This window comes from Rhodococcus sp. NPDC003382 (assembly GCF_053589135.1).
The window spans coordinates 70,033-95,974 of record NZ_JBSFRH010000011.1 but is presented as its reverse complement, the minus strand read 5'-3'; the positions used below and the strand labels follow the sequence as shown (position 1 = coordinate 95,974).

The window sequence follows — 25,942 nt, the reverse complement described above, 5'->3', positions numbered from 1 at the left end:
GCCCGCCCGTCTCCTGTGCACGCCCTCGTAGCTCAGGGGATAGAGCACGGCTCTCCTAAAGCCGGTGTCGCAGGTTCGAATCCTGCCGGGGGCACTTCACCGCACTACCGTTGCCCCGTGCCCGACTTCCCGGTGTTCGACGCCCACCTGCACATCATCGATCCGCGCTTCCCGCTGATCGAGAACGACGGCTACCTGCCGCCCGCGTTCACCGCCACCGACTATCGGAGGCGCGTCGCCACGCTCGGCGTGACCGGCGGCGCCGTCGTGTCGGGGTCGTTCCAGGGTTTCGACCAGAGTTACCTGCTCGACGCGCTGCAGGTTCTCGGCCCGGGCTTCGTCGGGGTGACTCAGCTTCCGGCCTCGGCGACCGACGACGAGATCGTCCGGCTCGACGCGGCCGGGGTCCGCGCGGTCCGGTTCAACGTCCGCCGGGGCGGATCGGCGTCGATCACCGACCTCGACGCACTCGCACGCCGCGTCCACGAGGTCGCCGGGTGGCACGCCGAACTGTATGTCGATGCCCGGGACCTGCCCGGACTCGCGGCGACGATCGAGCGGCTGCCCGCGGTGAGCATCGATCATCTCGGGCTCTCCGCGGAAGGACTCCCCCACCTGCTGAAACTCGCCGAGCGTGGGGTCCGGGTCAAGGCCACCGGGTTCGGGCGGGTCGACTTCGACATCCCGTCCGCACTGTGGGCCGTCGCCGCCGCGAATCCGTCGGCGCTGATGTTCGGCACGGATCTGCCGTCGACGCGAGCACCCCGCCCGTTCCGCGACGAGGACGTCGAACTCGTCGTCGATGCTCTCGGGGCCGAGCTCGGCGCGGCGGCCCTGTCCGGCAACGCACGAGAGTTCTATCGCCTCGATCGACTGCGCCAAGATCACCGAAACAGCCCCGAGACCGAAACCGGTCGATAAACTCGATCGAGTCAAACGGTACGCGGGACGCGCCGCGTGCGCTTCGGGGAGCGCAGTGGTGGACGCCCGGACGTGACATCCCCTTTCGAGGAAGCAGCAGCATGAGCGCCCTGCGAATGACCCGTCGAATCCTTGCCGTTGCGGCGCCGATTGCGGCGGCCGCACTCTTCACCGGCGTCGCGGCAGCGGCCCCGCCTCAGGGACTGGGGACCGCCGTCACCATCGGTTGCCTCAACCAGGGCAGCCTCGCGTCGTTCTCGGCCATCACCGCGCAGCCCGGCCCCGAAGCGTCGCCGCCCATCGGCGCCGGCGAGGTGCTGTTCACGAGCGCACCCGCTCTGGGACCGGTCCCCGCCGCCGGTCAGGTCACCGTCGCCTGGCTGAACCGCGACACCGGCCAGGCGGGAATCACCGACCTGACCGGTACCTACCCGAACCTGTGGGGTGTGGCGAAGACCGGCTCGGGCAACGTGCTGACCACCGTGTTCGGTTCGGTCAGCCTGGGCAGCGGACCGGTCTGCAACTCGACGCCTGCGACCGGGATGGTCTTCGTTCCCTGAGTTCGCAGTCCCGAGTTCAGGAACGGCTGAGTTCACGCACCGGTGACACGCGGCGCCGGCCCGGCACGAGCATCGGCACCTGAGTCCGGTAGGTGCGGTACCTGTCCCCGAAGGTGCCGATGAGGTCGTGTTCCTCGAGCTGTATGGCGACGAGGACGTAGACGGTCGTGACCGCGGCGAACATGAGTCCTCCCACGGACATCGTGGGCGCCACCCAGAACGCGATCAGGAAGCCTGCGTACAGCGGGTGCCGCACGATCCGGTACAGGCGCGGCGTGAGGAATTCCGCGGTGGCAGCGGGCAATTCGAGCTGATTGCGGATCACCTGACGGACACCGAACAGGTCGAAGTGGTCGATCGCGAATGTCGACGCCAGAACCAGTGCGAACCCACCGAGCGAGACGGCGTAGAGGACGACGCGCAGCCACATCGTCTCGACGTCCCACACCTGCTGCGGTATCGGACGCCACTGCCACATCACCAGTGCCAGTGCGGCGGTGGCGAACAGGACGTAGGTCGCGCGTTCGATCGGTGGTGGAACGATGCGGGTCCACCGGCGTTTGAACCAGGGCCGGGCCATCACCGAATGCTGCACCGCGAAGATCGACAGCAACGCGAGGTCGATGACCACCGCGACCGCGGTGGGTGCGGCGGGCCCCTCGTCGATCGTGCGGGGTACGACGAGTCCTTCGACCCATCCGATGGCGTAGAGGAATACGACGAGGAACGCGCCGTAGGCGAGCATGCCGTATCCGGTCATGAGGGTGCGGGACAGGCGTGAGGTGGTGTGAGTTGTCATGCGGTCGAGTCTGTGGACCGGCACACCCACCGGATAGGCACCCGGGGTGGCGGATTCGGCCACCCCGCCGTTTCAGCGTGGGCTGTACATGATCAGCCCGACGCCGACCAGGCACACCAGGGCTCCCGCGATGTCCCACCGATCGGGGCGGAACCCGTCCATCACCACGCCCCACAGCAGCGAACCGGCGACGAACACCCCGCCGTAGGCCGCGAGGATCCGGCCGAAGTTGGCGTCGGGCTGCAGGGTTGCGACGAATCCGTAGGCGCCGAGCGCGATGACCCCGGCGCCGATCCAGATCCAGCCGCGATGTTCCCGCACGCCCTGCCACACCAGCCAGGCACCGCCGATCTCGAACAGGGCGGCGAGAGCGAACAGGACGAGCGATTTGGTGACGGTCACGCGAAAGACCCTACGGTCCGGTCCCGCCGGTTGCCGTCGGGCCCGAACTCCGCGCGTCGCACCGATTCTCCGCTCACCAGTACGGACACCATCGTTGCCCGGCCGGGAGGAAGCACCCGGACGGTGACGGAACCGTCCGTCACGGCGGCGAGCTCGTCGGCGATCGCCGCCTGAACCCGATCCCGCACAGCGGGTTCGGCGTCGTCCATTCCGTGGTCGTCGAGCAGCACGACGTCCACTCCGCGACGGCGCGCGGCCGCAACCTCCTCGACGAGGGCGGGGTTCTGAAGCATGGGGGCCCGCACTGTGTCGCGGAGCCGTGCTTCGAGCACCAGGCATTCGAGGCGTTCGGCATCATCGAGTTCCGATCCGGACGCGATGCGCTCGAGAAGCGGGCGAGCGAGCTCGTCGAGCCTGTCGAGTTGCGCGTCGCGTTCCTCGATCATCGCCGACGCCGCGGCCTCCGCCGCGATCCGCTGGGTGGACTGCTCCCGCAACTCGTAGATCGATCGGACGACCGGTCGGATCATGTATGCGAAGACGGTGCCCATGAGTACGGGAGCAGCGTTGATCGCCACGACGACGAATCCGACTTCCCCGGCCTCCCCGGCACCGACGATGGCGGTCGCGAACATCAGCACATAGCCAAGCCAGGCGAGCGCGACACGCCCCCGCACGCACATGAACGAAAAGATGATCTTCGACAGACCGACCGTCCACAGCGGCGAGAGATCGGGCATCGGCAGCGGGCCGGCCAACAGCACGAACCCGCAGGACACCACGCCGCTCGAGGCCAGCGCGATCGACGGCCCGAGCGGCATCGGGTCGCCCGGGACCGCCACGAGCGCAACCGCGGCGGCGATACACACCCCCGCCGCAGGTATCAGCGGCCAGATCGACCCGGCGTCGGGCGCAGCGTCGACGGCGAGGAGGACGCAGGTGACGGCATACAGGGCGACCAGCGCCCAGGCGGCCGGGGTGCGCATCCCGAGCAGATCACGGATATCGGGGACGGGTCCGGTCATCTCGGCTCCTGCCAGGTGATTGTGACGATCGTGCCCTGCCGGGGCGCCGACTCGACCGTCGCGTCGCCGCCGTCGAGCGCCCGCATGCGCGCACCGATGGAGACGGCGATGCCGAGTCGGCGGCCACCGACCCGGGCCGGATCGAACCCGATACCGTCGTCTGCCGCGGTCACGGTGAGGGCTCCGGCAGCGGCGTCGACGGTGACCGCACGCGTCGCCGCCGCGCCCGCGTGGCGGACGCTGTTGCGGAGCGCCTCGGCGAGCGCGGCCGCGACGGCCGCGCCCACGTCGCGCGGGTACGGCGTGCCCGCGGCGCCGGGAGCGATGTTCACCACGAACCCGACATTCTCGTCGACTTCGGTTGCGACGGAACGAAGCCGAGCCACCACGCCGCCGACATCGGATCCCGGGTCGTCGCCGGAGTTCACGCGGAGATCGTCGAGTTCGGCGATCGCGCGCCGGGCCTGCCCGACCACTCGCTCGTCCGTCTCCTGTCGCCCTGCGGACAGCAACGTCGACATGACCCGGTCGTGGACGAGCGCGGCGAACCGCGTCCGTTCCGCGGACTTCGCCTCGGCCGCGGCGGCAGCGGACGCGGTGGCGTGGGTGGTCGCGATCGTCGCGTCGAGGGTCCGGCCGGCTGCGAGCCCGATGGTGGCGGCCCCGACGAACATCATCGAATAGGTCGCGATGAACGCGAAGGACGGCAGCGCATGATCCCCGACCGGAATGTCACGCACGATCCGGTCGGTGGCGTGCACCAGCACTTCGACGACGGCGAGATACGCGAACGGACGCCAGCTTCGCCATGCCGCGACCGCGGACAGCGCGGGCAGCCCGGGGACGAGGGTGAGCCACAGGTAGTCGTCGCCGGCGATGTGTCCACCGTTCCAAGCCGGCCACCACAGCACGGTCACCGCGACGAACAGCCACGCATTGGCTGCTGCGGTGCGGCGGAGACAGCGCACGTCCGGATGGAACGTCGCCGCGCCCATCGCCAGCGCGGAGCCGACGATCGCGGTCACGGCGAGCGGGGTCCACCACCCGGCGGTCACGGCGGCGGCGGTGGGCATGTAGCCGATTACGGGCACCAGGTAGAACAGGTAGCCGAGGACCACGAAGCGGACGAAGACCCGCACGAACCGGTCGCCTGCGGAACCACCCTCGTCGAACCGGACGCGCCGGCTCACAGCTCGTCGATGTCGATCAATCCGTCCTGCAAGGCCCGGGCGAGCAGCATGGCCTTCGTCGGGGCCGCTCTGCCGACCAGCGCGTATTTGTCCCGGATGCGGGCGATGTGGGTGCTCACCGTCGTCGGAGCGACGAACAGCCGTGCCGCCGCCTTCGATTTCGAGTCGCTCATCAACCATTCGCGCAGGATCTCCACTTCCCGTGCCGACAGCGTCGGCTTGACACTCTCCTGGTCCACAGGGCGTTCGAGCATGCTGGTCATGGGCAGGTCCTCCGTTGTCGAGCGATCTGCTGCGAAATTACGCAAACTGCGCATGCGTGCCGAGACGGATATTCCTCTGCCCAAGAAACCGGGGGCATCGTTACCTTTGCTTACAAAATGCCGCTCAGTAGACGCCCGGACCTTCACTCGCCGTCCGCGGACGTTCGGGAATCGGCAGCAATCCGTCCTCGACCGCGCGCTTGTACAGGTCCGTCTTCGTCGGCGCGGGCCGGCCCGCCTCGGCGTACTTCTGCCGGATGCGCTGCAGGTAGTCGTTGACCGTCTGCGGCGCGAGTCCGGTCAGCCGCGCCACCCGGTCGAGCTTCTCCCCCGACGCATACAGTTCGAGAACCTCCAGCTGGCGGGGGCTCAGGCCGACGTCCCCCAGATCGGGGTCCCCGTCGATGGCCGCGGCCCAGTCCGTGCTCACGACCTGCCCACCCGACGCCGCCGTCCGGATCGCCTCGACCACCACGGCCGCCGGCGCGGATTTCCGCACCACCCCGAGAACACCCGCGCGCGCGGCGGACCGCACCAGGTACGGATTCTCCGCACCGGTGAAGATCAGCGTCTCGATGCCCGCGGCCCGAAGCTGCTCGACATTGTTCTTCGGTGACGATCCGTCCTCGAGCCGGAGATCGAGGATCGCGAGATCCAGACGGACATTGCGGGCGAGCAACTCCTGCACGGTCGGTGCGGCACACACCAGTTCCAGGTCCGATTCGGCAGCGAGCATCGCGCCCAGACCCAGCACCACCGACTCGTGGTCCTCGACAACACCGATTGCGCGGACGGACGTCCCGGAATCCTCGGCCAACTTCGCCCCTCCCGAACACCCGACACAGATTCGAGAACGTTAACAGGGGAATGAGACACGTGGCGTCAGGCGCGACGCACGTCGGCGGGCTCGATGTCCTCGCGCAGTCCCCGCCAGATCGGGTGCCGCAGCCGGCCGCCGTCGGTCCACGACTGGAAGCGCACCTCCCCCACCAGTCGCGGGGTCACCCACACGGCGCCGCGCGCGTCGGCGGTGGGAATGGCCTCCACGAACGGCGAGGTGCGCCGCCGCAACCGATCGAGGGACGCGGTCAGCGTGGTGAGGGTGCGGTCGTCGAACCCGGAGCCGACGCGCCCGACGAACACGAGGTCGTCACCCTCGTACACCCCGAGCAGGAGCGCACCGAAGGTGTCCGACCGGGCGCCCTGACCGGGCCGGTATCCGCCGACGACGACCTCCTGGGTGAGCCAGTTCTTCGCCTTGATCCACGCGGTGCCGCGCTTGCCCGGCAGATACACCGAGTCGCGCCGCTTGGCGATCACCCCTTCCCAACCGCGGTCGAGGCTCTCCTCGAGGGCCTCGGTTCCGCCGCCCGGCAACGTCTCCGGCACCTCCAGTCCGGGCGCGGCCGCACCCAGCAGTTCGAGCACCCGCCTGCGGTCGCTGTACGTCTTGCGGAGCAGGGAGACTCCGTCGAGATAGAGGATGTCGAACACGAGGAAGGTGGGCCGGCCACCGGACTGCAGCAGCGGAAAACTCGACACACCGTGCGGGTCGAAGGTGACGATCTCGCCGTCGAGGACCGCGTCGTGACCGTCGAGGATCTGCGCGAGAACCCCGAGCGACGGATAGTCCGCGGTGATGTCACGACCCGACCGGGAACGGATGCGCAGTCCGCCGTCGTGGACCTCGACGATGGCGCGGATGCCGTCCCATTTGCCTTCGAACGCCCAGTCCCGTTCCTCGAGGCCGCTCACGTCGCCGAGGGTCGCGAGCATCGGCGCGAGGTCGCGGGGGAACGGCCCGGACGGCGACGGCGTCCGATCCTTCATCAGGTGCGCGAGCCACTGGGTACCTTCGGTGCGGATCAGGGCGTAGCGACCCTGCACGCGACGGCCCTGCAACTGCACGATGACCTCGTCGTCCCGCCATTTCTCCGCCACATAGGTGCCGGTGTCCCACACCGTCATCGTGCCGGCGCCGTACTCGCCCTTCGGGATGGTGCCGTGGAACGTGAGGTATTCGAGCGGGTGGTCCTCGGTGCGGACCGCCAGGTGGTTGCGGCCGGTTTCGTCGGGCAGGTTCTTCGGCACCGCCCACGACGCCAGCACGCCGTCGCGTTCGAGCCGCAGGTCGTAGTGCAGCCGCCGGGCATTGTGCTCCTGGATCACGAACCGGTCGCCGGGACCACCGGCGGCGACCGTGTCCGGCACCGGTTCGGGCGTGCGTGACGCGTCGCGTTTGCCGCGGTACTCGGCCAGTGCGTCCGCCCGATCCCGGCCGGGCAGCGGCGGATCCAGCCCCTCGAGCAGATCACCGTCGGCCTCGACACGGGCGAGCACCTCGTCGAACCGCAGCTGCGACAGACCGGGGTCCTCGAGCTCCTCCCAGGTGCGCGGCGCCGCGACCCAGGGCTCGTCGCGACCGCGCAGCGAATACGGCGCGACCGTCGTCTTGGCGGCGTTGTTCTGGCTCCAGTCGACGAAGACCCGGCCTCCCCGAGCGGCTTTCGCCATCGTCGCGGTCACCAGGTCGGGGTGCAGCTTTTCGAGATTCGTCGCGACGGTCCGCGCGACGGTCGACGCCCCGTCCGACTGCAGCGGCCGATCCAAGGGGACGTAGAGGTGAATTCCCTTGCTGCCGCTGGTCACCGGATACGCCGTCCATCCCAGTTCGGCGACCGTGTCGCGCACGAGACGCGCCACCTGCGCACAGTCCGCCAGCCCGACACCCTGGCCGGGATCGAGGTCGAACACGATGCGCGTCGCGGCGCCTCGCGTGTTACCGGCGAAACGCCACTGCGGGACATGCAGTTCCAGCGCACCCTGCTGCCCGAGCCACGCGAGGGAGGCCACCGAATCGAACAGTGGATAGGTGACGGTGCGCTGCTTGTGGTGCAGCGTCCGGCGGTCGAGCCAATCGGGGGCGTGCGCCGCCAGATTCTTCTCGAAGAACGACTGGTCGTCCACGCCGTTCGGCCAGCGCTTGCGGGTGCCGGCACGACCGGCGACGTGGGGCAGCATCGCGTCGGCGATCGCCACGTAGTAGTCGATCACCTCACCCTTGGTGGTACCGGTGCGGGGGTAGAGCACCTTGTCGAGGTTGGTCAGCTTCAGGCGACGGTCCCCGAACGTGCGGGTAGGCATCACCTCATTGTGCCAATCGTTCGCGTTGATCTTGCTGGATCGGGACGGGGAAGGCAGTATTGCCCGCGTGTTGTCCCCGCTGCGACGCCTGCGCGCTGCGGCGGTGATCATTGCCGTCGCGGCGATTCCGGCCGCCTGCACCGCATCGCCGGAACCGGATCCGGTCCCCGCGACCACCACGTCACTCGCACCGGCGACGAGCCGGATCCCACCCACCGACGCGATCGACGACTGCGGACCCGGCTCCCGCACCACCCACACCGACGGGGTACTCACCCTCGCCCCCGACGATCCCGCATACGCTCCGTGGTTCGTCGACGACGATCCCGCCAACGGCCGGGGGTACGAAGGTGCGGTCGCCGCCGCGGTCGCGGAAAGACTCGGCTACACCCCCGAGCAGGTCCGCATCGAGCGGGTCGGTTTCAACGAGATGATCGCGCCCGGGGACAAGTCCTTCGACGCGGCGCTCGGACAGGTCACGATCGTCGACACCCGCCGCGACGCGGTGGACCTGTCGTCCCCGTACTACGCGGTCGGGCAGGCGATCGTGGCGCGACAGGGCAGCCCTGCGGCAGCCGCCACCTCGCTGGCGGACCTGTCCGGGATGAAACTGGGTGCGCAACAGGGTTCGACGAGCCTGCTCGCCATCACCGACACCATCCACGCCGCCGCCGAACCCGTGGCCTTCGAGACCACCGACGACTCCAAGTCCGCCCTCGCGGACGGGACGGTCGACGGAATCGTGGTGGATCTGCCGACGGGGTTCCAGATCACCGAGCAGATTCCCGGCACGGTGGTCGTCGGTCAGTTCCCGCGGCCCAACGAGGTCACCGAGTTCTTCGGCATGGTGCTCGAGAAGGACAGTCCGCTCACGCCGTGTGTGTCGGCCGCGATCGACAGCCTCTACGCGGACGGGACACTCGACGAATTCGCGACGCAGTGGCTCGCCGGAACCGGCGGAGCGCCCGTCCTCGAATAGTCGTCAGCCGTAGAGTTCGGCGAATTTCCGCAACGACGCCTCGAGATCGCCGCGCAGAGTGCGCGCGACACCCGACCCGATCGGCCCGAACAGCGGAGCCCCGCCGAGGTCGATGTTCAGCGACAGGTCCGAACCGCCGGTGGTTCCGGTGACGGTGAGCAGCAGCCGAAACTTCGTTCCGCCCTTGCCGTTTCCGCGCAGCACCAGATGGTGCGGGGCGTCGATCTCCTCGACCTTCCACGCGACCCGGTTGCGCAGTCCCTTGACGGACACCACGGATTCGGCGGTCGTACCCACCGTCAGCTCCTCGGGCAGCTCGCTGCGCCAGCCGTCGTGGATGGTGAGCCACTCGTCGAATCGGTGCAGGTCCGACGCGGTGGCCCAGGTTCGTTCCGGATCGAGCGGGACGCGGGTGGTGACCTCGAGTTTCGCCATGCGCGGAAGCGTAGACACCGATCCGGCCGTCTCGCCAGCCCGCTTCGCGGATCCCCGTTTCGTGTCGGCCCGTCGTATTACGCTGCGAGCACGCGACCGGCCGACGATCGACGCGCCGAGTACGAATTCGCTCACGCTGCAGTCCGAGCGGATTCCGACACGGCGAGCGCATTCGGGGCCGGCCGGAGATACAGCGGTGGGCCCGCTCGGCATCCCGCGAGAAATTCCGCCGAGCGGCTCGAACCCGCTCTCCGCTTCGCACGTTTCGCGCCGCCCATCGGTGCATCCCGGCGGATCCACGGGCTTCGACTGGTCGCCACGGACGTCGATTGGGCCACGGGACGAGGACCCGAGATCCACGGGCCCGGTGAAGCACTGCTGATGGCGATGGCCGGTCGTTCCGGCGTCGCCGACGAACTCGACGGTCCCGGAGTGGCGACACTGCGTTCCCGGATCTGACACCGAAAAAATTCCCACACCTCCGCGCTTCGACATGGCACACTGGGCGACCGGAACAGCCGAACTCGACCGGAAAGGAACTCCGATGCACACCGCTTCGCACTCGCAGCGCATGTCGCAGAAGAAGATTCGTTTCCTGGATCGAGTTCTCGAAAATCCCGGTCGGAACACCGGAGTCCGCGTCCACTGACGCCCCGCCTCGGGGCGTGTGCGCCCCGAGCTTTTCGCCACCGTCACGGTGACCATCGGCCTTTCTCGGCCGTCGCGGGACCATCACGCCTCGACCATCACCACTTGCATTGCGAGAGAACGAGGTTGTCGATTGTCATGCGCCGCTCACCCACCGCCGTGACCACGTACCTGGCCGAGCACCCGCCGACCACCGACGACGCGGACTGGTCGGCTGCCGCCTGCCGCGGCGACCGGCACCCGGACCGCTGGTTCCCCGACCCGAGCGAGTCGTTCGACTACGCGGCCGAGATCTGCGGCCGCTGCCCCATCGCCGCGGCATGCGGCAGCTACGCAATCGCGACCGCCCAGACGGGCGTGTGGGGAGGACGAGAATACCGCCGCGGCAAGATGATTCGCTGACCGCTCGGTCTATCGCTTCGGGCTGCCCCACTCACCCTCGACCGCGGTGAGCCATCGTTCCACGCGCTCGATGGTTTCGGCGTGGCCGAGGGTGAAGCCGAGCGATTCCTCCATCACGACGACACGGGACAGACTGGTCGTGAGGACCGACGCGACGACGGGCGGAAAATCCTCGTGCGCAACGCCGTACCGGTCGAGCAGCACCTCGATCGCCTCCGCCTGGTCGCGCCGGAACCGCTCGGAGTAGTCGGCGAGAAGTTTCCGCAGCGCGGGCCGGTGCCGCGACATCGCCATGAACTCCATCGTCAGCGCCACCCCGGACGGGTTGCTGCTGTACCGCCACAGTGCCCACAGCGGTTGCGGGGATGCCAGCGCTTTCCGCTGCATCTCGAGGCCCTGTTCGGCGCGGCGCCGGAACACCTCTTCGAGCAACTCGTCCATGTTCACGAAGTAGTAGTGCACGAGCTGCGGCTTGAGGCCGGCCTGCTCGGCGACGCGGCGGGACGAGACGGCCGCATAGCCGTGCTCGAGCATGACCTTCTCGGCGGCGTCCAGCAGGACCGTCCGATTCTTCGCATCGGGAGCCCCGATCCTGCGCGGCGAGGGCATGCGCGCTGTCCACCTCCACAATTCGAACGGGTCTCCGTTGTCGCCCGGACATCCTATCGCTCCGAAAACGATGCGACCTCGGCCGAAGGCACGCATCGTCACGGAGGCACATTCGCCCTGGGGCTGCCTGCGCATGCCCCGGCAGCGCATCAGCTCGAGGCGCGTACCACCAGCTCCACGGGCAGCCGCATCGACTCGGCGTCACCGTCGCGAACCAGGTCGAGCAGGCGGCGGACGGCCGCGACCCCGATGTCGTGCGCGGGCGAGCGGACCGTGGTCAACGGAACCGGCAGCTGCGCGACGACGGGAATGTCGTTGTAGCCGACGACGGCGAGATCGTCCGGGATGGACAGCCCGAGGTCGCGGGCGACGCCGAGGATGCCGATGGCGATGGTGTCGCTGACCGCGAAGATCGCGCGGGGCCGATCGGGCCGGTCGAGCAGCGCCCGGCCCGCCTCCACGCCGCCGGAGACGTCGAAGCTCGACGGGACGATCCGGCCGGCCGGGACCTCCACCGACGCCTCGCGCAAGGTGTCGAGGAAACCGTCGCGCCGATCCCGGGCCGTGCTCGCATGGTCGGGACCGGCGATGATCGCGAGGTCGGTGTAGCCGCGATCGAGCAGGTGCCGGGCGGCGAGCGCTCCGCCGCGGTAGTCGTCACCGACGACGAACGGCAGTCCCGCGTCGGCGTGCCGGGTCACGGTCAGGATCGGCAGCTGCCCGAGCCCCAGGGACTCGACGAACGGGCGTCCGGGAATGTGCAGGCTGCTCAGCAACAGTCCGTCCACCTGCCGCCCGACCAGCAGGGTGATCGCACGGCGCTGCGCCTCGAGGTCGTCGGGCGGGCTCGACAGCAGGACCGAGTACCCGGCCTTCGTCGCGGCTTCTTCGATGCCCTGGTAGGTCGTCGCGACCACCCCGTCGGTCAGCCGCGGCATGACGACGCCGAGCGTGGTCGTCTTGCGGGTGCGCAGGCTCGCCGCCCACAGATTCGGCCGGTAGCCGAGCTCGGCCGCGACCTCCCGCACGCGCAGGGCCGATTCGGACCAGCCGTCGACCGGTTCGGGTTGGCGCAGCACGCGGGAGGCCGTCGAGACGTGCACGCCGGCACGCTCGGCGATCTCCTTGAGCGTCGGCGCACGGTCGGGACGGGACATTCGGCTCTCCTGCTCGTTTCGCATCGAGTTCGAGTTCCGGGTTGACGAGCCCGGAGCACGCCCCTTAGCGTAGGGCACGCAATCGTTCGTGCAAACGTTCTCGCAAACGTTATGACAAACGTTCCTCGACCCCCGGAGAGAGTCATGTCCAACCCCCAGTCGCTGACCCAGCTCTTCGCCCTCGACTCCCTGCTCGAGCAGGAGGAGATCGACATCCGCGACACCGTTCGCAAGTTCGGCAACGAGCGCATCCGTCCGCACGTGGCCCAGTGGTTCGAGGAAGCGAAGATCCCGGCGCGTGAGCTGGCGCAGGAACTCGGGCAGCTCGGCGTGCTCGGCATGCACCTCGAGGGTTACGGCTGCGCCGGCATGAGCGCCACCGCCTACGGCCTGGCCTGCCTCGAGCTCGAGGCCGTCGACTCCGGTATCCGCAGCCTCGTCTCGGTGCAGGGCTCGCTGGCGATGTTCTCCATCCACCACTGGGGCAGCGAGGAGCAGAAGCAGGAATGGCTCCCCCGCATGGCCGCCGGCGAGGCCATCGGCTGCTTCGGCCTGACCGAGCCGGACTTCGGCTCCAACCCGGCCGGGATGCGCACCAACGCCAAGCGCGACGGTGACGACTGGATCCTCAACGGCACCAAGATGTGGATCACCAACGGGTCCGTCGCCGACGTCGCCGTCGTGTGGGCTCAGACCGACCTCGAGGAGGGCGCCAAGGGCATCCGCGGCTTCGTCGTCCCCACCGACACCCCCGGCTTCTCCGCCCCGGAGATCCACTCCAAGCTGTCGCTGCGCGCCTCGGTCACCTCGGAACTCGTCCTCGACGGCGTGCGCCTGCCGGCCTCGGCGATGCTGCCGAAGGCCAAGGGCCTGCGCGGACCGCTGACCTCTCTCGGCGAGGCCCGCTTCGGCATCGTCTTCGGTGCGATCGGCGCGGCCCGCGACTGCCTCGAGACCGCGATCGAGTACTCGCAGTCCCGCGAGGTGTTCGACAAGCCGCTCGCCGGCTACCAGCTCACCCAGGCCAAGATCGCCGACATGGCGCTCGAGGTCGGCAAGGGCCATCTGCTCGCCTACCACCTCGGACGGATGAAGGACCGCGGCGAGATCGCCCCCGAGCAGGTCAGTCTGGGCAAGCTCAACAACGTCCGCGAGGCCATCGCGGTCGCCCGCGAGTGCCGGACCATCCTGGGTGCGAACGGCATCACCCTCGAATACCCCGTCATCCGGCACGCCAACAACCTCGAATCGGTGCTGACCTACGAGGGCACCTCCGAGGTCCACCAGCTGACCATCGGCAAGGCCCTGACCGGAGAGGCAGCCTTCCGGTGACAGGGGCATTGGACGGGCTGGTGATCGCCGACTTCGGTCGCGTGCTCGCCGGCCCCTACGCCACGATGCTGCTCGCCGACCTCGGGGCGGAGGTCGTCAAGGTCGAACGCCCGGGCTTCGGCGACGACACCCGGCACTGGGGTCCGCCGTGGGTCGGCGACGAGTCGACGTACTTCCTGGGTGTCAACCGGAACAAGCGGTCGGTGTCGATCGACCTGACCACCGAGGCGGGGCTCGACGAGGCCCGTAACCTCGTCGCCCGCGCCGACGTCGTCGTCGAGAACTTCCTGCCCGGCACGATGAATCGGCTCGGCCTCGGCTACGAGCAGGCCCGCGAACTCAACCCCGACATCGTGTACTGCTCGATCACCGGGTTCGGCGGCAACAACAACCTGCCCGGCTACGACCTGCTCATCCAGGCGGTCGGCGGATTGATGAGCATCACCGGGCCCGACCCGGCGACCCCCACCAAGGTCGGTGTCGCGGTCGTCGACGTCATCACCGGAATGCACGCTGCGCTGGGCATTCTCGCCGCGCTTCGGCACCGCGACCGGACCGGTGAGGGCCAGCGCGTCGAGGTGAACCTGCTGTCGTCGCTGCTGTCGGCGCTGGCGAACCAGTCGTCGGGCTATGTGGCGGCCGGCGTAGTGCCGAAGGCCATGGGCAACCGGCATCCGAGCATCGCACCCTACGAGGTGTTCAGCACCGCGGACCGGCCGTTCGTCCTCGCCGTCGGCAACGACCGCCAGTTCGCCTCGCTGGTAGAGGTTCTCGGGGCGCCCGAACTCGCATCCGACGACCGGTTCACGACGAACACCGCACGCGTCGCGAACCGCGAGGAACTGACGAAGATCCTCGACGAACTGCTGTCGACGAACACCGCCGACGCCTGGTTCGACGCCCTCACCGCGGCACGCGTGCCGTGCGGGCCGCTCAACGACATCGCCGACGCCGTCGCCCTCGCCGAGCGCCTCGGCCTGTCGCCGGTCGTGTCGATCGACGATCCGGACCGGGACGCTCCACTCCGCCAGATCGCCAACCCGATCCGGCTCAGCGCCACCCCCGCGACGTACCGCACGGCGCCGCCTCGCCTCGGTTAGATCTCGACAGCTTCTCCAACGCCTACAACACCGACGCCGGGTGACGGTTCGCGCCGTTTCGCCCGGCGTCGGTGGCGAATGTGCCACAGTCGAATACGCCCCTCGATGTTCCCAACCTATTCGATACGCATGTGCCCGGCGGGCGGGAAAGAGAGAAGACATGTGCACCAGGGTCGTGTGGCCGGATGCGGCGGGATCGGTACTCGTCGGCCGCAACATGGACTATCACCGCGACACGGGGACGAATCTGTGGTCCCTGCCGCGCGGAATCGACCGGCGGGACGGCGTCGGCGGCTCGTTGACCTGGACGTCGAAGTTCGGCAGCGTCGTGGCCGCGGCCTTCGACATGATGACCGTCGACGGCATGAACGAGGCCGGCCTGTCGGGACACATCCTCTGGCTCGCGGAGTCGGACTACGGAACGTACGACCCGTCCCGGCCGGCGCTGAGCATGGCCGTGTGGATGCAGTACTTCCTGGACAACTTCGCCACGGTCGCGGAGGCTGCGGCGTGGATCGAGCAGACCGAGGTGCAGGTCGTTCCTCTCGGCGACCCGGCCACCGGCGAGGTACCCACGGTGCATCTCGCATTGGACGATGCGACGGGTGATTCGGCGATCGTCGAGTACGTCGACGGCAAGGCCACCGTCTGGCACGACCGCAGCTATCAGGTGATGACGAATTCACCGACCTACGACAAGCAGCTCGAACTGCTCCGCGAGGTCGAGGGATTCGGTGGCGACAAGCCGTTGCCCGGTACCACGGACGCCGCCGACAGGTTCGCCCGCGCCGCCTATTACGTCGGCCGGCTTCCCGAACCCGAGAGCGGCGTGGAGGCCGTCGCCGGGATGTTCAGTGTCATCCGCAATGCGGCGCAGCCGTTCCGGGTTCCGGATCCGGACAAACCCTATGCGTCACAGACGATCTGGCAGACCGTGGGTGACCTGACCGGCAGACGCTACGTGTTCGCGTCGACGACGCGCCCGAACGTCCTGTGGGTCGACCTCTCCGAGCTGGATTTCACCGAGGGTGCGCCGGCGCGCAAGCTCGATCTGCTCGGCGACACCGCACTCGAAGGTGGGCTCGGCGGCAACGTCACGGACCGGTTCGTCGACACCGCCCCGCTCCAGTTCCTCGAACTTCCGGCTGCACAGTAGGTCCTCGAACTGCCGGTTGCGCAGTGGCAGAACCGGAACAGCAGGGAACCCGAAACGCGACGGTGCCGCGCTCCCGGGTCTGGGAGCGCGGCACCGAAGGGGTTCGCCGCCAGGGTTCTCCTGTGGGCGACTGTCTCTAGTGGGCGACCGCCTTCTCGACACCGACACCGGTGAGCGAGCGGACCTCCATCTCGGCCTGCTTGAACGGATCCTCCACCTTGCGGCGGCCGACGTAGGTGCCGACGATGCCGAGGACGAAGGCCAGCGGGATGGACACGATGCCGGGGTTCGACAGCGGGAACAGCGCGAAGTCGGCGTTCGGGAACATCGACGACGGCTTGCCGGACACGGCCGGGGAGAACACGATCAGCAGCAGGCAGCTGATCAGACCGCCGTAGATGCTGAACAGTGCACCGGTGGTGTTGAACTTCTTCCAGAACAGCGAGTACAGCAGCGTCGGCAGGTTCGCCGAGGCGGCGACCGCGAACGCGAGGGCGACCAGGAAGGCGATGTTCTGCCCCATCGCCAGGATGCCCAGCACGATCGACATCAGGCCGATGACGACGACGGTGATGCGCGAGACCCGCACCTGCTCGTCCTCGGTTGCGTTGCCGCGCTTGATGACACTGGCGTAGATGTCGTGGGCGAAGGACGCCGACGCGGTGATCGCCAGACCCGCGACGACCGCGAGGATCGTGGCGAACGCGACCGCGGAGATGATCGCCAGGAACAGGGTGCCGCCGAGTTCGAAGGCCAGCAGCGGAGCCGCCGCGTTCTCCTTGCCGGGGGCGTTCAGGATGACGTCCGGGCCGACCAGCTTCGCGGCACCGTAGCCGAGGACCAGGGTGAACAGATAGAAGGCACCGATGAGCGCGATCGCCCAGGTCACCGAGCGGCGGGCTTCCTTCGCGGTCGGCACCGTGTAGAAGCGCATGAGCACGTGCGGCAGGCCGGCAGTGCCGAGCACCAGGGCGATACCGAGCGAGACGAAGTCGATGCGGGTCATGTCGCTGATGCCGTACTTCGCGCCCGGAGCGAGGATGTCGCGACCGGCGACCGCCGCGTCCGAGGAGTTCGACGCCATGGCCTGCGCGTCGGCGAGCAGCTGGGAGAAGTTGCCGCGCACGGCGAATAGCACGAGGACGAACATGATCGCGGCGCCGGCGACGAGCAGGACGGCCTTGACCATCTGCACGTAGGTGGTGCCCTTCATGCCGCCGATGAGCACGTACACGATCATGAGCACACCGACGACCGCGACGACGATCGCCTGACCGGCCTTGTCGTGGATGTCGAGCAGCAGCGCGACCAGGCCACCGGCACCGGCCATCTGGGCGAGCAGGTAGAACAGCGAGACCGCGAGGGTGGACAGCGCCGCGGCCATGCGCACCGGCCGCTGCTTGAGCCGGAAGCTCAACACGTCGGCCATCGTGAAACGCCCTGTGTTGCGCAGGAGTTCGGCGACGAGCAGCAGCGCGACGAGCCACGCGACGAGGAAGCCGATGGAGTACAGGAAGCCGTCGTAGCCGTACACGGCGATGGCACCGGCGATTCCGAGGAACGACGCGGCCGACAGGTAGTCACCGGCGATCGCGAAACCGTTCTGCGGGCCGGAGAACTGGCCACCGCCGGTGTAGAAGTCCGAGGCCTTCTTGGTGGTGCGGCTGGCCTTGATGACCAGGCCCATGGTGACGACGACGAACGCGACGAAGATCGCGATGTTGATCAGCGGGTTGCCGACATCGGCGGTCCCACTCTGCGCGAGAACGGTCACTGGGCCGGTCCTTCCAGCTCTTCACGGATCGCGGCGGACCGAGGATCGAGCTCGCGTCCTGCGAATTTCACGTAGAGGGCGGTGATCACGAACGTCGTCACGAACTGACCGAAGCCCAGGATCAAGCCGAGATTGATGTTGCCGATCACCTTCGTCGCCATGAAGTCGGCGGCGTACGTCGCGAGCAGTACGTAGACCCCGTACCAGGCGAGGAAGAACACCGTCACCGGGAACACGAACCGCCGCAACCGGCTACGCAATTCCTGGAATTCCGGGCTCGCTTGCATGGCTACGAAGTCCTGGGGTGTGGGTTCGCGCCGTACCGGCGCGTCGAGCCCACTCTTGACTGTGGTCACTGCCGACTCCTCGGTTTGTGAGTTGTAGTGAGAACAGACGGTAATGAGACGACGGTCACACGCATAAGGAGTGCGGTCCGATCGCACGCCGAGCTGTCGTGTCGTGCGCCGAGCGGTCGACTCACCGCGACGAACGGCGCGTCCGATCCCCCGAAACGGATTTATCGGCACCGGACGCGCCCGCACCGAATGCGCCGATCTCACGGTCGCGGCCCATGCCGAGCCGTTCCGGGACGTGCATGCGCGAGAAGGTGCGCCCCACGTCCGCGGGAACCGACCGGCGGGTGGCGAGGGAGACCAGCACCATCGCCAGGAACGCCAGCGGCACGCTCACCGCGGCCGGGTAGCCGACGAGCACCGCCGGCCAGCCGCCGCGATCCGGATCGATGGGTGCGAGCACCACCACCATCGCGGCGGTCCCGGACACCAGCCCGCCGAGCACCATCCCCGCGGCGGCCCCGGCCGCGGTGAGGCCCCGCCACCAGATACCCAGGATCAGCAGCGGGCACAGCGTCGACGCCGCCACCGCGAACACCAGGCCCACCGAACGCGACAGGTCCAGCGACGTCACCGACAGCGACAACGCGAGCGGCACGATCCCGGCGAGCACCGCCGCGATCCGGAAGTCCCGGACCCGGCCACGCAGCACATCCGTCGACAGCACGCCCGCGACGCTGACCAGCAGGCCCGACGACGTGGACAGGAACGCGGCGATCGCACCCGAGGCGACGAGCGCGGCCAGCAGCTGCCCACCCCACCCGCTCAGCACCGATCCGGGCAGCAGCAGCACCGCCGCGTCCGAGCGTCCGGTGATGAGCAACTGCGGCACATACAGTCGCGCGAAGACGCCGAGCAGCGTCGGGAACAGGTAGAACATGCCGACCAGGGCGATCACGGCGAGCGAGGTCACCCGCGCGGTGCGGCCGTCGGGGTTGGTGTAGAACCGCACGAGCACGTGCGGCAGGCCCATCGTGCCGAGGAACGTCGCGAGGATCAGCGAGTACACCTGGAACATCGGGTAGTCCCCGCCGAATCCGTTTCCGGGTGAGGCCCACGAGTCGTTGTCCGGCGGCGCACCCGCAACGACCGGAACGGGCGAGCCGGCGGCGAGCACCAGCTCGGTTCCCGACGACAGCTCGTGCTGGCCCGGCGCGAGCAGCACCGGACCGGCGACCGGCCGGCCGTCGATGTGCCCGGTGACGTCGACCTGCAGCGGCTCCCCCACCTGCACGATCACATCGGTGGTGATGTCGACGGTGGTGCGATCGGTGACGGTCGGCGGCACCGCCTCGGTCAGGACCCGGTCGTGGGCGAGGAAATGCAGGGTGAGTACCAGCGCCGGCAACGCGACCGCGGTGAGCTTGAGCCAGTACTGGAACGCCTGCACGAACGTGATCGACCGCATGCCGCCGCCGACGACGTTGCCGACGACGATCGCCCCGACCGCGGCCACGCCCACCCACTCGGGCAGCCCCAGCAGGATGTTCAGCGTCAGTCCCGCCCCCTGGAACTGCGGCACCAGGTACAGCACGCAGATGACGGCGACGACGATCATCGCGAGGGTGCGCACCCAGCGCGTGCCGAGCCGGAACTCGGCGAAGTCCGGCACCGTGTAGGCGCCGGACCGGCGCAGCGGTGCGGCGACGAACAGCAACAGGCCCAGATAGCCTGCGGCGAAGCCCACCGGATACCACAGGGCGTCGGCGCCGTACTTCGCGACGAGCCCGGCGACACCGAGGAACGATGCGGCGGACAGGTATTCCCCCGCGATCGCCGCGGCATTCCAGCGCGGCCCGACCGTGCGCGACGCGACGAGGAAGTCGGAGGTCGTGCGTGCCAGGCGGACGCCGTAGATGCCGATCGCGACGGTCGCGGCGGCAGCGGCGATCAGGCCGACGACGGTGAGAACGGGAATCGAACCGGTGCCCATCGCGGCTCAGTCGTCGGTCAGGTCGGTGAAGTCCTGCTCGTTGCGTTCGGCCAGCCGCACGTACAGCCACGAGATGCCGAGCAGCACCGGATAGCCGACGACACCGAGCAGCAACCACGGCAGCCGCAGCCCCAGCAGCGTCACCTCCGCGAGCGAGGGAACCAGGGCGAACAGCACCGGCAGCGCCCCCAGCAAACACACCGCGACGAGCGCGAGCCGCAACGCCAGCCCGAGCTGCGCCCGGACGAGGCCGCGCACCATCGCGTCGCCGATCTGCGTCTGCTGCTGCACCTCGACGCGGGTGCGGACCATGCGGGCTCCGCGCCGCTGCGCGAGCACCACCCGTTCCCGCGGCGGCGGACCGGCGGTGCTCATCGGGCCGTCCAGGTCTGCATGGGACCGCGGATGAGCCGGTCCTTGAGTTCCCGGGTGTGGCGGCGGCTGACCGGAAGCTCCACCGGCTGCTGGTCCCCCTCCGGCCGCAGGCACACCACCAGGCCGGATCCGACACTGCGGATGCCCGTCACCAGCGGCAGCGCCACCAGGTACGACCGGTGTACCCGCAGGAATCCGGCGTCCGCCCAGCGGCTCTCGAGCGTCGAAATGGGGATGCGCACCAGGTGGGAACCGGTCGCGGTGTGCAGGCGCGCGTAGTCGCCGTCGGCCTCGACCCACCGCACCGACGACCGCGGCACCAGCGTCGTGACCCCGCCGAGTTCGACGGGAATCACCTCGTCGGACGACGACGGAGCGCCGCCCTGGTCGCTGCTGCTGCGGCGGCGTTCGGCGATCCGCCGCACCGCCTCGGCGAGCCGTTCCTCGCGCAGCGGCTTGAGCAGATAGTCGACCGCACCCAGGTCGAACGCCGCGACCGCGCGGTCGTCGTGCGCGGTCACGAACACCACCGACGGTGGCTGCGCGAAGTTGCGGAGGATCCCCGCGAGCTCGAGGCCGTCGAGCCCGGGCATGTTGATGTCGAGGAAGACCGCGTCGATGCCACCGTCGCGCAGCAGCCGCAGCGCGGTGGTCGCGTCGCCCGCGGTGTGAACCGAGCCGATCTCGTCGCGCCGGCGCAGCAGGTAGGCAAGCTCGTCGAGGGCAGGCGGCTCGTCGTCGACCGCCAGCACGGTGAGGGACTCCGGATTGTCGTTCACAACGGAATCATCGTGCCATGCCCCGCCGCCGGTCACGGTCGGATCCCCGGCCGGAACTTCGGCACCCGCATGCTGACCTTGGTGCCGGCGCCCGGTGCGGTCTCGACGACCAGGCCGTAATCGTTGCCGAACGCCGCCCGCAACCGGTCGTCGACGTTCGCCAGGCCCACGTGCGCGGACTCCTTGACGCCGCTGTCCTCGCGGTCCGCGACCGCGTCGAGCGAACCCGAGCGCAGGAGTTCCGGGTCCATGCCGATGCCGTCGTCCTCGACACTGATGACGCAGTCGGTGCCCTCGTCGGCGGCGACGATGCTGATGGTGCCGGCGCGCGTCGGTTTCCCGGCGATGCCGTGCCGCACCGCGTTCTCCACCAGCGGCTGCAACGCGAGGAACGGCAGCACCACCCCCAGGACCTCGGGGGCGATCTGCAACCGCACGTCGAGCGCATTGCCGAACCGGGCACGTTCGAGCGTGAGATACCGGTCGATGTTGCGCAGCTCGTCGGCGAGCACCGTGTACTCGCCCGCGGAACGGAACGAATACCGCGTGAAGTCCGCGAACTCGAGCAACAGTTCGCGAGCCCGGTCCGGGTCGGTGCGCACGAACGAGGCAACCGTGTTGAGGGCGTTGTAGATGAAGTGCGGGCTGATCTGGGCGCGTAGCGCACGAACCTCCGCGCGGTCCAGCCGCGCGCGGGACGCGTCGAGCTCGGCGAGTTCGATCTGGCTGCACGCGTATCCCGCGACCTCGGCGAGCACCCCGAGCATCGCCGGGCCCGGTTCGGTGGTGGTGACGACGCCGAGCACCCCGACCACACCGACGCCGTCGATGATCAGCGGCTGGGCGATCAGCGCCCGCGCCGCGAGCTCTTCGGGTCCGCGCACCAGATCGCCGTGGCCGACGAGCACGCGGCGCTCCCCCTCGATCGCGCGGACAGCGGCGTCGTGCATCTGGGCGGCGAGTCCCTCGTACAACCCGTGCCAGGCGAGCCGATTGCCGTCGGCGTCGAGCAGTGCCACGGCCTGCGCGCCGGTGAGGGTCCGCAGCTGCGGCGCGGCCTCCTGCGCGGAGGTCGCGTCGAGTCCGCGGCGCAGCGGTCGCGCGGCGAGCGAGGCGGTGTGCAGCGTCGCGTGCACGGCGCGTTCGGCGGGGGTGGTGACGACGCGACGGGTCCGTGCCCACACCGCGGCGATACCGCCGGCCAGGAGCGCGGCCACCACGACGAGCGCGACGACGACAGTGCCGGTCACTGCTCACCCCACCGGGCCGGGCGCTGCAGGCGTGGATGCTCGAACAGGCGCGGATGCTCGAACAGGTCGGTCGCGATCATGCATACAAACCTAGGGCGTGTCTCCCGATCCTTCTTTTCCGAGCGAATGTATCGCTCAGTCGGTTGAAGGAGACGAGCGGTACATTCGCTCGGAAGGAAGGGGGCGAGGGCGGCGATTGGGCGACAGGTGCGCCGAAATGGGGATCGGGCAAAATGCCCCATGACGCCGGACGCCGCGGACCGCCGCAACGCGTCAGGCGGGTCGTGCCCGCGCGGAACCGACGAGCGGCACCGGTTCCCTCATCGGCGCGAGCGCTCCCACCGAGAAGGTCCTTCGACGCTGCAGCACGGTACCCACCGGCCGCACCGCGAACGTGACGGCGACGTCGCACTCCCCGAAGCGCAGGGCGGTCAGCGCGCCGGATTCGACGACCGCGACGACACCGTGGAGGTCGTATTCGGCGGTCAGGTCGAGGTCGACGCGACCGACGAGCACGCCGTCGAGGCTCAGTTCGACGGACGGATGCTGGTTCGCCGTGATCCGCGTGCTGTCCAGCGGCACAAGCTGTTTCGTGCCGGTGAGGGACGTGGTGGCCGCGTCACGCAACCGCCGGTAGCGCTGCCAGCCCTGCGCGAACAGGTCGTCGAGGCCGACCTCCAGGAGTTCGGCGACCGCGGCGGCGACCTCCGCGTCGACGGCGGTGAGCACATCCGGGGTGAGCGCGTTCAGCGCCCTCACCGCGGCACGGACAGCGCCGAACCGGCCGAGGACGTCGGCCACCGCCGCGGCCGACCGGTCCGGAGGAACGCCCGGCAGCAACACGGTGCGCGCGGTGATCGCGTTCGGATCGGTCATGGGTTGTCTCCTGTCGTCCGGATGTCCCACGAGCGGGCACGGAAATCGATCCCGACCGCCGGGCCCGCCCGGTCCTCGACCGTGGTCCGCGGATTCCGGTCGGGCCGGGCGACCGCGCGCACCTCCCGGGTCCTTCGTCCGCTGCGGCGTTCACCCGGCCGGCGGAGCCGGGTGACCAGCACCGCGCCGGCGAGTGCGCCCGCTCCGGCGCCGAGTCCGGTCAGTGCCACCGTGACCGTGTTCTTCGGAGCGGGAGTACCGGCCGCGGGGGTGGGCGGGTCCGGCGGCGAGGCCACGGTGACCGGCGATCCGGCCGAGACCGTCACCGTTTCGGTGACCGTGTCCGGTGGCTGCGCCTGGTTCTCCATCACGGTCTCGGTGACGGTTTCGGTTGCGGTCCCACCCACTTCGACGGTCTCGGTGACGGTTTCGGTCGTCGTCTCGTACACCGTCGTGGTCTCGTAGACCGTCGTGGGTACGTACACCGTCTCGTACACCGTCGTGGGCACGTACACCGTCTCGGTCACCGTGGTGGTCGACACGCAGCACGAACCCGAGTCGGGGTCCTGCGATGCCCCGGCGCGGGTCGCGCCGAGGAACACGAGACCGAGCGCAGCCAGGCCCATGCCGATCGCGGCAGCCGTTCCCCGCCGCCTGCTCGTCGTCCCCGTATTTCGCATGTTCCCAGCGTCTTCCGGCGACGTCCGGGGCGCACGCGTAGTGCACTACCCGATTTCTGCCGGGCCGCTCACGTCCGGCCGCGGCGGTCGATCCGTTCCTCCGCGGCGGCCTCCTCGACGTCGAGGCTTTCGAGTTCGACGCGCAGGATTTCGTCGTCCAGGGTTCCCTCGTCGCGCGCGGCGATCAGAGCGGTGCGCTGGGCGCGCAGGATCGATCGCCGGAATTCGTCGAACAGTGCGCTGGCGTCGAGGTTGCGGTCGTCCTCGTTCTCCGACTCGACGGCCTGGGCGTCGACGCGGGCCTGGACGGACCGACGCACCCGTTCGAGGATGCGGCGCACGGACTCGGCGTCGAACCCGGACGGTGGGCGCTCCGCGAGGTTCCGGAGTTCGCCGCGAGCGGCGGTTTCGACGATGGATCGGGCGAGGGCACGCTGCTCCTCGTTGCGCAGCCGCTCGTACGGGTCGTGCACGTCGAGCCTGCGGATCAGGGCGGGCATGGTCGCACCCTGGATGAGCAGGGTTCCGACGGCGACGACCAGCGCGATGAGGTGGATGATGTCGCGACCCGGGAACGGTTCGCCGGACTCGAGCACGAACGGGATACCACCGGCGGCGGCGAGGGTCACCACACCGCGCATCCCCGCCCACGAAACGACCAGGTGTTCGCGGAAACTCAACCGGTCGCGGCCCAGCCGGACCAGCCCGATGTCGCGGGTGACGCGGCGACGTCCCCAGTTCAGCAGGCCCCACGCGGGCCGCACCGCCATGACCACGACGAGCACCGCGAGCGCGTACAGCAGCGCGAGAGCGACGTCGTAGCCGTGGTCGGTGACGTCGTCGAGCACGAACTTCAGCTGCAGTCCCATGTACGCGAAGACGAACATCTCGAGCAGGAGATCCAGGCTCTCCCACACGTAGCGTTCCTGGATCCGCGTGTTCACCGATGCGTCGGTGGCGCGGTGCCCCATGTACAGGCCGGCGGCGACCACGGCGAGCACCCCGGACGCGTGGATCTCCTCGGCCGCGAGATAGGCGGTGAACGGAAGCACCAGTCCCAGAGACGTTTCCAGTGGTGAGTGGTACATGCGGAGCCGGACCTGATGCACCACCACCGCGAGCACGAGTCCGACGGCGACACCGCCGGCCACCTCGTAGCCGAAGAACATGACCGGAGAGTCGAAGAACACCCGGGTGCCGGCGACCGTCGACACCGCGACCGTGAACAGGGTCAGGGCGGTCGCGTCGTTGACGAGCCCTTCCCCGGTGAGTACCGCGATGACCCGTTTCGGCAGTCCGAGTTTCTGCCCGACGGCGACGGCACTGACCGCGTCGGTGGGGGCGACGACCGCACCGAGCACCAGTGCGGCGCCGAACGTCAGCTGCGGGACGAGCCATTCCGCGAAGAACGCCACCGCGAAGGCGGTCGCGAGGACGGTGACGATGCCGAGCCGCAGGATCGGCGACAGGTAGCGCCGGAAGGTGGGAACGGAGAACCGCAGCGCGGCCGAATACAGCAGCGGCGGAAGCACGACACCGAGAATCACCTCGGGTTGCAGTTCCAGCCGGGGCAGTCCGGGGATGAACGACGCGGCCGCACCGATCGCGACGAGCACCAGCGGCGCCTGCAGATTGCGCCGGGTCGCCAGTCCGGTGACGGCGATCGCCGCGATGACGACGAACAGTATCCAGGTCCCGTTCACGGCAACGATTCTGCTCTGCCACGCGCGGCGATGGCGGTCGGTCGTTTCGGTCAGGACGCCGGATCGGGAGGATTCGCGCAGCTAGCGGACACGCGCA

The 25,942-nt window shown here is 69.2% G+C and carries 26 protein-coding genes and 1 tRNA gene; 8 read left to right on the top strand and 19 right to left on the bottom strand.

What is annotated here, in order from left to right; translation table 11 throughout:
• Window positions 1-21: 21 nt before the first annotated feature.
• The 3 genes from ACWDUD_RS10470 to ACWDUD_RS10460 all read left to right on the top strand — a co-directional run bounded on the left by ACWDUD_RS10470 (window position 22) and on the right by ACWDUD_RS10460 (window position 1,481).
• A tRNA-Arg gene (locus ACWDUD_RS10470) sits at window positions 22-94 on the top strand.
• Window positions 95-117: 23 nt separating this feature from the next.
• Complete coding sequence (locus ACWDUD_RS10465; protein ID WP_450109265.1) at window positions 118-921, top strand: amidohydrolase family protein; 804 nt, start codon at window positions 118-120, stop codon at window positions 919-921.
• Window positions 922-1,022: 101 nt separating this feature from the next.
• Window positions 1,023-1,481 (top strand): hypothetical protein, encoded by a 459-nt coding sequence (locus ACWDUD_RS10460; RefSeq protein ID WP_450109264.1) that lies wholly within the window; start codon window positions 1,023-1,025, stop codon window positions 1,479-1,481.
• A 16-nt stretch (window positions 1,482-1,497) separates the two neighbouring features.
• Here ACWDUD_RS10460 and mddA read toward each other — a convergent pair whose 3' ends face one another.
• The 7 genes from mddA to ACWDUD_RS10425 form a co-directional block, all read right to left on the bottom strand.
• On the bottom strand, window positions 1,498-2,280 hold the full coding sequence (gene mddA / locus ACWDUD_RS10455) for a methanethiol S-methyltransferase (RefSeq protein ID WP_450109263.1): 783 nt from the start codon (window positions 2,278-2,280) through the stop codon (window positions 1,498-1,500).
• Window positions 2,281-2,352: 72 nt separating this feature from the next.
• Window positions 2,353-2,682: a YnfA family protein gene (locus ACWDUD_RS10450; protein ID WP_450109262.1), complete on the bottom strand. Its 330-nt coding sequence runs from the start codon at window positions 2,680-2,682 to the stop codon at window positions 2,353-2,355.
• The gene (locus tag ACWDUD_RS10445) at window positions 2,679-3,707 is read right to left on the bottom strand and encodes a hypothetical protein (protein ID WP_450109261.1); all 1,029 of its coding nucleotides are present in this window, start codon (window positions 3,705-3,707) and stop codon (window positions 2,679-2,681) included. Before ACWDUD_RS10445 ends, ACWDUD_RS10450 begins: the two co-directional genes overlap by 4 nt.
• Window positions 3,704-4,897 (bottom strand): sensor histidine kinase, encoded by a 1,194-nt coding sequence (locus ACWDUD_RS10440; protein ID WP_450109260.1) that lies wholly within the window; start codon window positions 4,895-4,897, stop codon window positions 3,704-3,706. The genes ACWDUD_RS10445 and ACWDUD_RS10440 overlap by 4 nt, the downstream gene beginning before the upstream one ends.
• On the bottom strand, window positions 4,894-5,160 hold the full coding sequence (locus ACWDUD_RS10435; RefSeq protein WP_450109259.1) for a LuxR C-terminal-related transcriptional regulator: 267 nt from the start codon (window positions 5,158-5,160) through the stop codon (window positions 4,894-4,896). The genes ACWDUD_RS10440 and ACWDUD_RS10435 overlap by 4 nt, the downstream gene beginning before the upstream one ends.
• A gap of 124 nt (window positions 5,161-5,284) precedes the next feature.
• Window positions 5,285-5,977, bottom strand: a complete 693-nt coding sequence (locus ACWDUD_RS10430; RefSeq protein ID WP_450109258.1) for a LuxR C-terminal-related transcriptional regulator — start codon at window positions 5,975-5,977, stop codon at window positions 5,285-5,287.
• Between the two features lie 65 nt (window positions 5,978-6,042).
• Window positions 6,043-8,304 carry an ATP-dependent DNA ligase gene (locus ACWDUD_RS10425; protein ID WP_450109257.1) on the bottom strand — a complete coding sequence of 754 codons (2,262 nt, stop codon included), beginning with the start codon at window positions 8,302-8,304 and terminating at the stop codon, window positions 6,043-6,045.
• A 67-nt stretch (window positions 8,305-8,371) separates the two neighbouring features.
• Here ACWDUD_RS10425 and ACWDUD_RS10420 point away from each other — a divergent pair, with 67 nt between their 5' ends.
• Window positions 8,372-9,283 carry an ABC transporter substrate-binding protein gene (locus tag ACWDUD_RS10420; RefSeq protein ID WP_450109256.1) on the top strand — a complete coding sequence of 304 codons (912 nt, stop codon included), beginning with the start codon at window positions 8,372-8,374 and terminating at the stop codon, window positions 9,281-9,283.
• Window positions 9,284-9,286: 3 nt separating this feature from the next.
• Here ACWDUD_RS10420 and ACWDUD_RS10415 read toward each other — a convergent pair whose 3' ends face one another.
• Window positions 9,287-9,718: a type II toxin-antitoxin system Rv0910 family toxin gene (locus ACWDUD_RS10415; protein ID WP_450109255.1), complete on the bottom strand. Its 432-nt coding sequence runs from the start codon at window positions 9,716-9,718 to the stop codon at window positions 9,287-9,289.
• 786 nt (window positions 9,719-10,504) lie between these two features.
• Between ACWDUD_RS10415 and ACWDUD_RS10410 the strand changes: the two genes are divergently transcribed.
• Window positions 10,505-10,768, top strand: a complete 264-nt coding sequence (locus ACWDUD_RS10410; protein ID WP_450109254.1) for a WhiB family transcriptional regulator — start codon at window positions 10,505-10,507, stop codon at window positions 10,766-10,768.
• Between the two features lie 9 nt (window positions 10,769-10,777).
• Here ACWDUD_RS10410 and ACWDUD_RS10405 read toward each other — a convergent pair whose 3' ends face one another.
• On the bottom strand, window positions 10,778-11,377 hold the full coding sequence (locus ACWDUD_RS10405; protein ID WP_450109253.1) for a TetR/AcrR family transcriptional regulator: 600 nt from the start codon (window positions 11,375-11,377) through the stop codon (window positions 10,778-10,780).
• A 149-nt stretch (window positions 11,378-11,526) separates the two neighbouring features.
• Window positions 11,527-12,534 (bottom strand): LacI family DNA-binding transcriptional regulator, encoded by a 1,008-nt coding sequence (locus ACWDUD_RS10400; protein ID WP_450109252.1) that lies wholly within the window; start codon window positions 12,532-12,534, stop codon window positions 11,527-11,529.
• A 144-nt stretch (window positions 12,535-12,678) separates the two neighbouring features.
• Between ACWDUD_RS10400 and ACWDUD_RS10395 the strand changes: the two genes are divergently transcribed.
• The 3 genes from ACWDUD_RS10395 to ACWDUD_RS10385 all read left to right on the top strand — a co-directional run bounded on the left by ACWDUD_RS10395 (window position 12,679) and on the right by ACWDUD_RS10385 (window position 16,122).
• The gene (locus ACWDUD_RS10395) at window positions 12,679-13,866 is read left to right on the top strand and encodes an acyl-CoA dehydrogenase family protein (protein ID WP_450109251.1); all 1,188 of its coding nucleotides are present in this window, start codon (window positions 12,679-12,681) and stop codon (window positions 13,864-13,866) included.
• On the top strand, window positions 13,863-14,966 hold the full coding sequence (locus tag ACWDUD_RS10390) for a CaiB/BaiF CoA transferase family protein (RefSeq protein ID WP_450109250.1): 1,104 nt from the start codon (window positions 13,863-13,865) through the stop codon (window positions 14,964-14,966). The genes ACWDUD_RS10395 and ACWDUD_RS10390 overlap by 4 nt, the downstream gene beginning before the upstream one ends.
• Window positions 14,967-15,126: 160 nt before the next feature.
• Window positions 15,127-16,122 (top strand): linear amide C-N hydrolase, encoded by a 996-nt coding sequence (locus ACWDUD_RS10385; RefSeq protein ID WP_450109249.1) that lies wholly within the window; start codon window positions 15,127-15,129, stop codon window positions 16,120-16,122.
• 136 nt (window positions 16,123-16,258) lie between these two features.
• On the opposite strand, the gene ACWDUD_RS10380 is transcribed toward ACWDUD_RS10385, so the two are convergent.
• The 9 genes from ACWDUD_RS10380 to ACWDUD_RS10340 form a co-directional block, all read right to left on the bottom strand.
• Window positions 16,259-17,896: a solute symporter family protein gene (locus ACWDUD_RS10380; protein WP_197250910.1), complete on the bottom strand. Its 1,638-nt coding sequence runs from the start codon at window positions 17,894-17,896 to the stop codon at window positions 16,259-16,261.
• Window positions 17,893-18,183: a DUF485 domain-containing protein gene (locus ACWDUD_RS10375; RefSeq protein ID WP_197250921.1), complete on the bottom strand. Its 291-nt coding sequence runs from the start codon at window positions 18,181-18,183 to the stop codon at window positions 17,893-17,895. The genes ACWDUD_RS10380 and ACWDUD_RS10375 overlap by 4 nt, the downstream gene beginning before the upstream one ends.
• Before the next feature lie 190 nt (window positions 18,184-18,373).
• Window positions 18,374-20,182: a sodium/solute symporter gene (locus ACWDUD_RS10370; protein ID WP_450109248.1), complete on the bottom strand. Its 1,809-nt coding sequence runs from the start codon at window positions 20,180-20,182 to the stop codon at window positions 18,374-18,376.
• Between the two features lie 6 nt (window positions 20,183-20,188).
• Window positions 20,189-20,557 carry a hypothetical protein gene (locus ACWDUD_RS10365; protein WP_197250908.1) on the bottom strand — a complete coding sequence of 123 codons (369 nt, stop codon included), beginning with the start codon at window positions 20,555-20,557 and terminating at the stop codon, window positions 20,189-20,191.
• Window positions 20,554-21,336, bottom strand: coding sequence for a LytR/AlgR family response regulator transcription factor (locus tag ACWDUD_RS10360; protein WP_197250907.1), 783 nt, complete (start codon window positions 21,334-21,336; stop codon window positions 20,554-20,556). The genes ACWDUD_RS10365 and ACWDUD_RS10360 overlap by 4 nt, the downstream gene beginning before the upstream one ends.
• 32 nt (window positions 21,337-21,368) lie before the next feature.
• The gene (locus ACWDUD_RS10355) at window positions 21,369-22,586 is read right to left on the bottom strand and encodes a sensor histidine kinase (protein ID WP_450109247.1); all 1,218 of its coding nucleotides are present in this window, start codon (window positions 22,584-22,586) and stop codon (window positions 21,369-21,371) included.
• 273 nt (window positions 22,587-22,859) lie between these two features.
• Window positions 22,860-23,462 carry a hypothetical protein gene (locus ACWDUD_RS10350; protein ID WP_450109246.1) on the bottom strand — a complete coding sequence of 201 codons (603 nt, stop codon included), beginning with the start codon at window positions 23,460-23,462 and terminating at the stop codon, window positions 22,860-22,862.
• Window positions 23,459-24,142 carry a hypothetical protein gene (locus tag ACWDUD_RS10345; protein ID WP_450109245.1) on the bottom strand — a complete coding sequence of 228 codons (684 nt, stop codon included), beginning with the start codon at window positions 24,140-24,142 and terminating at the stop codon, window positions 23,459-23,461. The genes ACWDUD_RS10350 and ACWDUD_RS10345 overlap by 4 nt, the downstream gene beginning before the upstream one ends.
• A 68-nt stretch (window positions 24,143-24,210) precedes the next feature.
• Window positions 24,211-25,845, bottom strand: a complete 1,635-nt coding sequence (locus ACWDUD_RS10340; RefSeq protein WP_450109244.1) for a Na+/H+ antiporter — start codon at window positions 25,843-25,845, stop codon at window positions 24,211-24,213.
• Window positions 25,846-25,942: the final 97 nt, after the last annotated feature.

What these genes read in the sequence shown, in the direction of transcription:
- ACWDUD_RS10460 (WP_450109264.1), top strand. Translation starts at nt 1,023, where the DNA reads ATGAGCGCCCTGCGAATGACCCGTCGAATCCTTGCCGTTGCGGCGCCG.
- ACWDUD_RS10395 (WP_450109251.1), top strand. Translation starts at nt 12,679, where the DNA reads ATGTCCAACCCCCAGTCGCTGACCCAGCTCTTCGCCCTCGACTCCCTG.
- mddA (WP_450109263.1), bottom strand. Translation starts at nt 2,280, where the DNA reads ATGACAACTCACACCACCTCACGCCTGTCCCGCACCCTCATGACCGGA.
- ACWDUD_RS10375 (WP_197250921.1), bottom strand. Translation starts at nt 18,183, where the DNA reads ATGCAAGCGAGCCCGGAATTCCAGGAATTGCGTAGCCGGTTGCGGCGG.
- ACWDUD_RS10425 (WP_450109257.1), bottom strand. Translation starts at nt 8,304, where the DNA reads ATGCCTACCCGCACGTTCGGGGACCGTCGCCTGAAGCTGACCAACCTC.
- ACWDUD_RS10415 (WP_450109255.1), bottom strand. Translation starts at nt 9,718, where the DNA reads ATGGCGAAACTCGAGGTCACCACCCGCGTCCCGCTCGATCCGGAACGA.
- ACWDUD_RS10365 (WP_197250908.1), bottom strand. Translation starts at nt 20,557, where the DNA reads ATGAGCACCGCCGGTCCGCCGCCGCGGGAACGGGTGGTGCTCGCGCAG.
- ACWDUD_RS10350 (WP_450109246.1), bottom strand. Translation starts at nt 23,462, where the DNA reads ATGACCGATCCGAACGCGATCACCGCGCGCACCGTGTTGCTGCCGGGC.
- ACWDUD_RS10345 (WP_450109245.1), bottom strand. Translation starts at nt 24,142, where the DNA reads ATGCGAAATACGGGGACGACGAGCAGGCGGCGGGGAACGGCTGCCGCG.
- ACWDUD_RS10410 (WP_450109254.1), top strand. Translation starts at nt 10,505, where the DNA reads ATGCGCCGCTCACCCACCGCCGTGACCACGTACCTGGCCGAGCACCCG.
- ACWDUD_RS10435 (WP_450109259.1), bottom strand. Translation starts at nt 5,160, where the DNA reads ATGACCAGCATGCTCGAACGCCCTGTGGACCAGGAGAGTGTCAAGCCG.
- ACWDUD_RS10370 (WP_450109248.1), bottom strand. Translation starts at nt 20,182, where the DNA reads ATGGGCACCGGTTCGATTCCCGTTCTCACCGTCGTCGGCCTGATCGCC.
- ACWDUD_RS10400 (WP_450109252.1), bottom strand. Translation starts at nt 12,534, where the DNA reads ATGTCCCGTCCCGACCGTGCGCCGACGCTCAAGGAGATCGCCGAGCGT.
- ACWDUD_RS10385 (WP_450109249.1), top strand. Translation starts at nt 15,127, where the DNA reads ATGTGCACCAGGGTCGTGTGGCCGGATGCGGCGGGATCGGTACTCGTC.
- ACWDUD_RS10445 (WP_450109261.1), bottom strand. Translation starts at nt 3,707, where the DNA reads ATGACCGGACCCGTCCCCGATATCCGTGATCTGCTCGGGATGCGCACC.
- ACWDUD_RS10405 (WP_450109253.1), bottom strand. Translation starts at nt 11,377, where the DNA reads ATGCCCTCGCCGCGCAGGATCGGGGCTCCCGATGCGAAGAATCGGACG.